This is a genomic window from Methanobrevibacter filiformis (assembly GCF_001639265.1).
In the GTDB taxonomy this organism is placed as follows: domain Archaea; phylum Methanobacteriota; class Methanobacteria; order Methanobacteriales; family Methanobacteriaceae; genus Methanacia; species Methanacia filiformis.
In genome coordinates, this window is the sequence record NZ_LWMT01000047.1 from 1 (window position 1) to 6,390 (window position 6,390).

Annotated in this window: 6 protein-coding genes, 1 tRNA gene and 1 pseudogene; 6 read left to right on the forward strand and 2 right to left on the reverse strand. The window is 24.7% G+C overall.

Annotation, left to right across the window (positions count from 1 at the left end):
- The first annotated feature begins 363 nt into the window (after positions 1-363).
- Positions 364-513, forward strand: a complete 150-nt coding sequence (locus MBFIL_RS10920) for a hypothetical protein (RefSeq protein WP_211261688.1) — start codon at positions 364-366, stop codon at positions 511-513.
- A 50-nt stretch (positions 514-563) separates the two neighbouring features.
- On the opposite strand, the gene surE is transcribed toward MBFIL_RS10920, so the two are convergent.
- Positions 564-1,337, reverse strand: a complete 774-nt coding sequence (surE, locus tag MBFIL_RS01895; protein ID WP_066970958.1) for a 5'/3'-nucleotidase SurE — start codon at positions 1,335-1,337, stop codon at positions 564-566.
- A gap of 381 nt (positions 1,338-1,718) precedes the next feature.
- Here surE and MBFIL_RS11305 point away from each other — a divergent pair.
- From MBFIL_RS11305 to MBFIL_RS10440, 5 genes and pseudogenes are all read left to right on the forward strand, one after another.
- Positions 1,719-2,070: pseudogene (locus MBFIL_RS11305) on the forward strand (restriction endonuclease); the annotation flags it as partial.
- An 883-nt stretch (positions 2,071-2,953) separates the two neighbouring features.
- A tRNA-Val gene (locus MBFIL_RS01905) sits at positions 2,954-3,025 on the forward strand.
- A gap of 197 nt (positions 3,026-3,222) precedes the next feature.
- Positions 3,223-3,723: a Panacea domain-containing protein gene (locus MBFIL_RS01910; protein ID WP_066970962.1), complete on the forward strand. Its 501-nt coding sequence runs from the start codon at positions 3,223-3,225 to the stop codon at positions 3,721-3,723.
- A 713-nt stretch (positions 3,724-4,436) separates the two neighbouring features.
- Entirely contained in the window at positions 4,437-5,390 is a 954-nt protein-coding gene (locus tag MBFIL_RS01915; RefSeq protein WP_066970964.1) for a glycosyltransferase family 2 protein, read from the forward strand.
- Between the two features lie 154 nt (positions 5,391-5,544).
- Positions 5,545-5,703: a hypothetical protein gene (locus MBFIL_RS10440; protein WP_157078616.1), complete on the forward strand. Its 159-nt coding sequence runs from the start codon at positions 5,545-5,547 to the stop codon at positions 5,701-5,703.
- 6 nt (positions 5,704-5,709) lie between these two features.
- Here the strand turns inward: MBFIL_RS10440 and MBFIL_RS01920 are convergent, their stop codons facing one another.
- Positions 5,710-6,174 carry a GNAT family N-acetyltransferase gene (locus tag MBFIL_RS01920; RefSeq protein WP_066970966.1) on the reverse strand — a complete coding sequence of 155 codons (465 nt, stop codon included), beginning with the start codon at positions 6,172-6,174 and terminating at the stop codon, positions 5,710-5,712.
- Positions 6,175-6,390: the final 216 nt, after the last annotated feature.

Consider the following 6,390-nt stretch of genomic DNA (forward strand, 5'->3'; position numbering starts at 1 on the left):
AATAGATATTCAATGAAAAACATAGACAACAAATAAAAAAAACTACAAAAAATAATTTACAATCTAACCACAACTAAGAAAATTCACTGTCATCCATCAACTGAAAAATTAATTATTGCACAGCCAAAAGAATTTAAAAAGTAATTTATACTATTAATAACATAACTATATATTATAGGTTTTAACATAATATATTATATATTTATCGTGATTGTACTATAAATTAATGCAATCATTAATATTTTTTTTAATAGTTAGTATAATACTATAAAATTTTTATAGTTTCATATTATTTTAGATTTTATAACTTGAACTAAGGCAAATATCATATTAAGGTATAATGCCTATAAGGAGTATTATAACATGGTAATAAATCAATTAGAAACTAATTTACAAGCTATAACAACAACTATTGCATATTTAGAAAAGAATGGCTGCGATGATGAAGTATTCCTAGGGGATCTTAGAAAAGAAAGAGATCGAATCTTGAAAGATCTTAATGTAATGAAATAAAGATTATCTCAGATTTTTCAAAACGAGAAATCAAAGATCTTCTAACTTGATTAAATCCAATCATCTAATGATTTTAAATTACTTGTTAAATCTAAACTTATTGGTGTGATTGTAGGTTGTTTTTTAACTTTTAACAGATATCCGTCTGTTCCTTGCTCATTTTCTTCATATGGAGCACCTCCAATCCAATAATATGGCTTTCCTCTAGGATCGAATCTTGTTTCAATAACTGGCATATACATTCGTTTTCCAAGCTTTGTAATAGCTATATCACTTGAATCTGGGTTTGAAGGGATGTTTATATTTAATACATCACACCCCTTAGGCATTCCTTTATCTAATACATTTTTAGCTATTTTTAGTAGTATTTTTTTAGCTAGATCATAATCAATCTCAGCTGTCCCATCATCAAACTTTATATCTCCTCTTGTTACTTGCTGTGAAATAGCTATTGTTGGTATTCCAAATGATGCAGCTTCCATTGCAGCTCCTATTGTTCCAGATGTAGTAAGTTCACCTTTTCCAACATTTTCACCAAGATTTATTCCTGAAATCATTAAATCAGGCTTTTTTTCACTTAATTCAAATATTCCAAGAGTCACAGAATCTGCTGGAGTTCCAGTAACTGCATATCCTTTTGATCCATCTTTAAGTTTAGTTGGATTTATTCTAAGTGGCTTAAACAATGTTAAAGCTCTTCCAATAGCACTTTGCTGAGATTGAGGTGCTACAACAATTGTTTCTCCCAGAGATTCCACGGCTTTTTTAGAAGCTAGTATTCCCAGTGACTTAATTCCGTCATCATTACTTAATAATATTCTCATATATTATTATTAATATAAGATAACTATTAAAATATTCTTATATTATTTTTAGCTATTAACTTGATTTTAACTTACAATTCATTTGATCTACTATTGATATTTTGATGTAATTTAATATAATTTAAATTTTCACTTAATTCTTTCACATGTTTTTTGAATAAAATATATTAACTATATATTTTAATAAATAATACTATATTGTAATTTTAATGACAAATATTAAATATTATGTGAAACATAATAAATTATAATGTATATTATACTAATTATCTAACAATATTTGATAATTATTAATATAATATTATATGGGGATAGATTAATTTATTATGAACAATATTCACAATAGTAATTTTAATAAAAATAAGTATATATGGTGAGAACATGGAAAAGCTACAATTAGTTAATTTCATTGCGACAGTAATGGAAGAGTCAGGTTTTAAAGTTTACAAGGATTTTAAAACTTCACAAATGGTTGTAGACATTTATGGAGTTCTTCCAAGTGTATTAGGTGATTTTACTGTTGTAGTCACTTGTAAAAATTACGATGTTCAGTGGAAAGTCGGTATTGATGTTTTAAAAGAAATGGAAATGGTTGGACGCAATTTAAAAGCATCTAAAATAGCTATTGTAACTAGTTCATCTTTTTCAACACAATCAAGAAGCTATGCATCAAGAAAAGGTATTAAATTAGTTGATAGGGAAAATTTACTAATACTTGCTAAAAAATTCTCTAAAAAAGGAGCAAGTTTAGCTACTCATCAGTCAATGGCTAACAATCATCATAGTAACACAATTGATCATCATAATAATCTAAATAACTCAGTAAATAAACCTAATAACTTCAATAACCTTAATACTTCTAATAATCCCAATAACTCCAATAGCCTTAATAATTCTAATAATAATAATTATTCTGATGATGATAATAATTTAGATCCTTCTCAAGTTCAATTTCCTATTTCTGGAACTGATAAAAATTTAAATAATGTTTCAGGACAAGTTAATGAAAATAGGGTGGTTAATAACTATTCTAACGGACCAATTAAAAAAGCTAGTTTGAAACGCCGTGTTCCAGAGAAAAAAAAGGAACCCATTAATATTGTTCCAGTTATAAGGTCTATATTTGGAAATATGGTTTCTTTAATAATATTAGTGGTTGCTATTTCATATATATTGTCTATTGGTTTAGAGTCTCTGAATTTAATCTCTGGAAGACCAATTGGAGCTTTTAGAATCATTTCTGCAGTACTTTTATCTTATGGTTTAAACCTAGTCCTAAATAAAAAAGGTGTTAAGATATTAATAGAAGATATAAGTGGTTTTTTTGTTAAAGGAACAATAATATTTTTTGTATCTTTAATTTTCATTGTAATATTAATAATATTCAATACTTTGTAATACTATTTTTATAATATCTATTATAAATTTATTAGTTATTATTATCAATTTGTTTATTTTGTAGGACTGCTAATGGTTATTTTATTTTATAATAGCTATTAATATTATTAATGCATTGTTTTTTATTAAATAATATCTATTTAAACTAAATTACTTATTAATTGAATTTTGAAATGGAAAAGTTTATATAGTTTATAATTCAATGTTTTGTTGTACTTGGTTCCGTGGTCTAGGGGTATGATACCTCGCTTACAACGAGGGGATCACGAGTTCGAATCTCGTCGGAACCATTATTTTATCTTTGTTTTTATTAGTTTCATTTAATTTTTCTTGATTTTTGTTTTTGCTTATTAATATACTTATTTTCAAGACTTTTACATATTAACTTTTACATATTAACTTATCATTGGTTTTTGTGAAATAAATATTTATAGGGTAGTAAAAAACATATTATATAATATACTAACTATTTCTTGAGAGGCTTTGCATGACTTTTAATAAAGAAAAAATGAAACAAGTCATACATTATATTGTACATAAATGTCAAGATAAAGATAATTTTGGCAAAACAGTTTTATATAAATTAATGTACTTTTCTGATTTTAATCATTATGAAATCTATGAAACATCAATAACTGATGAGACATATATTAAACGTGAAAATGGACCTGTTCCTAGTAGTTTTGATAAATGTTGTAATGAATTAGAGGAAGAATATAAAATAGATAATGAAAAAAAGCCTGTTCTTAGCTATTATAGGTATCATTATTTTTCATTAAAAGATCCAGATATTAATTTACTTTCTAATAATGAACGGAAAGTTATTGATAATGTCATAGAGAAACTTTCAAGTATGAATGCTCGTAGTATAAGTGATTATTCTCATGGTGATAAACCATGGAGAGTTGCTGAGTTTACTAAACCTTTAGATCCTGAATTTGTTTTTTATAGGGATGATGAGTATTCTGTGAGAGTATACGAGGACTAATCATAGATGTGAACATTATAACAAATTTGATGAAGATTGTGATAGTTTATATAAAAAATGTAAAACTCTTAAAAAGGATTTAGAAACGTTTAAAACAGCTTTAATCAATGATATAATTCGTTCCAATGGTAAAATACCAACAAATAACACTTGTTTCCATGTTAATATATTAAAAACGCAATTACTTATATTTAAAGTTAAAAATTCCGTTGTAAGTCTATTAAAAAGAGAAATAGATCTGGATTTAGATTAATATTTGATTAGACAGATCTCTACATTTAATTTATTTTATTCCAATTTATTATAAAAAGAATGATAAAACAGATATGGATAGAAAACGAGATTGAAGCAGTAAATTTTCTTCGTAAGAATAATTTTTGAATTTTTAATATATTCTTTCTTATTTTTATATTTAATTATCTATTTAATGTTTTATGGATAATTGTTTCATATTATAAAGGTATTTTATATGTTTAACTGCTTATTTTTTGGAATATCATATGACGAAACTTTATTTTGTGACTGAAATTTAGAGAAATCTTTGGCTTCTCGTTTTAAAAGTTATTTCATGTTTATATGTTTACTCTAAAAGATAATAATAAATATATACTATTTCAAATATATTTAATATAATAATAATTATTCAATCATTAATTGAACATATTTCTACTATAGAAGTTCAATGATTAACACAAATAATTCAAAGGTGTAAAATGAAGGTTTCAGTAATTATCCCTAATTTCAATGGTAAACACTATTTAAAAACATGTTTTGATTCATTAATAGCTCAAAGTGTATATATAAAGGAGATCATTGTAATTGATAATGGATCAACTGATAGAAGTCAAGATTTCATAAAGGAGTTTACAAATAAATATGATTACTTTAAATTAATAGAGAATAAAACAAATGAAGGATTTTCAATAGCTATTAACCAAGGAATAATGGAGGCAAGTGCAGACTTTGTATTTTTACTTAATAATGATGTTGAAGTAAAAAAAGATGCAATTAAAAATCTATTAATAGCTATTAAAAAAGATTCAAATATATTTTCAGCCTCCTCTTTAATGTTACAATTTAATAATAGGGAATTAATTGATGATGCTGGAGATATGTACTCATTTTTGGGATACACAAGGAAATTAGGATTAAACAAAAATATTAATAGCTATGATTTTAGACAGGATATATTTTCTTCTTGTGGAGGTGCTGCTTTATATAGAAGATCCATTTTTGATGAAATAGGCTATTTTGATGAGAATTTCTTTGCATATATGGAAGATGTTGATATTGGTTATAGAGCAAGAATATTTGGTTATAAAAATATACTAGTTAAAGATTCCATAGTTTACCATTATGGAAGTGGAACAAGTGGAAGTCAGTATAATAAATTTAAAATAAGATTAGCAGCAAGGAATAATGTATTTGTTCCCTATAAAAACATGCCTATAATTCAATTTATATGCAATTTTATATTTTTAGCTATTGGATTTTTAATAAAATTTATATTTTTCTTAAAAAAAGGTTATGGCTTATATTATCTTTCTGGATTAAAAGAAGGCTTTACTAATTTAGATAAAATCGATAAAGTAAAACATGAAGGTTCTAATATTAAAAATTATTTAAATATTCAAGGTAAATTAATTTTAAATACTTTTAGGTTTTGATTTAAACTTAAAATTAGTTGAATAATACAAATATTGTAATGTTTATAACTTTATTCTATAGGGTATGATAATGTTCACATAAACAAGAAAGAATAAATTTATATATTATGTTTTATATAATACATAGTAATTTATAAAATAAGGAGTAATTGTCATGGCAAGTCCAATTAAAATGGGCTTAACATTAGTGGGTAAAGATGCAGAGGCTTTTATTGATGAAATGTTAAGACCTACAACTACTGAAGAAAAAGAAAATTTTAAAAGTATTAAAAAACGATTTGAGGGAAAGGATCATTTATTTAATTTTTATTAATTTATTTTATTCTTTTTCTCTGTATAAATCACGGTACATTGGAATAGTTATTGTATTAGCTGTTTTAATATCATTTACTCTTTTTGCTTGCTCATATTTTTTTAATTCTTTTTCAACTGTTTTTTCTTTGTTTGGCACTATTTTAAAATGATTTTTCTCATAAAATTTTATAGCTTCTATATGGGAGTCAATTTTTATAAATCTCACACCCGCTACTTTTTTTGAGATATTTAAACAAAACATTACAGCCCATTCTATCATAAAGTTACCAATTCCTAATTTTTGGTATTTAGTATCAACAGCTAGCCTACCAACAGTTATCGCTGGAAAATAACTGTATATTACATTCTTTCCTTTAAATTTAGCTTTATAATTTTCTCCTAAATTTTTCAATTTAATATTGTCTGTTGATAAAGTTATGTATGCTAATAAACTGTCTTCATAAAATGCTAGAAAAGTTACATTCAGCAAGTATGTTTGCTGATTGATGGAATCTTCTATTAAAAACTCGTTTAAATCATTATTTTCGCAATTGAATTCTTTTAAATTATTACTTTTATCGAGTGTGTCAAAATTTTGCCTCCTGAGAAAAATTGTATTACAAATATATTATAAAATTCATACTACTTTATTAATACACTATGATTCAAAGTCCTGACCAATCTTCATTGAAATGTTAAAAAATTA